Below are 372 nucleotides of genomic sequence, written 5' to 3' on the forward strand. Positions count from 1 at the left end.
CTATAGCAGTTCACCGAGAATTGAAGTCGAAGTCTCAACTCTCAAACCAACCCATGAGGAGGAACAAATATGTCTTTTGTAAATTTTGATGGATCAGTCAAGAAAGTAAATCACAAGCCTAAGGGTGTTACAGAATTGGTCCTTGAAATCTCAACGAAGGATCTAGGAAACAGCATTCAAAACCTTGCTGAAATGATTGATAACGATGTGCGTGTTGAAATTGAGAGCGATGTTGTCAGCTATAACGTGCAGATCAACGCTCACACTGAGCGACCTATAGTAAATTATCAAGTAGATCAGAGCGGTGTTGTCCACATTGCTGAGCCAGAACCAGAACAGTTAGAGGCTGAATTGGGCTTACCTGCAGAAAAA

Annotated in this window: 1 protein-coding gene; it reads left to right on the top strand. The window is 41.4% G+C overall.

The annotated features are described in order from the left end of the window. Positions 1-69 precede the first annotated feature (69 nt). Positions 70-372 (top strand): hypothetical protein (locus tag R2R70_RS19195; protein WP_410978779.1); only part of this gene is annotated, 303 nt, incomplete at its 3' end.

It is taken from the genome of Cobetia sp. SIMBA_158 (assembly GCF_046566945.1).
GTDB lineage: Bacteria > Pseudomonadota > Gammaproteobacteria > Pseudomonadales > Halomonadaceae > Cobetia > Cobetia amphilecti.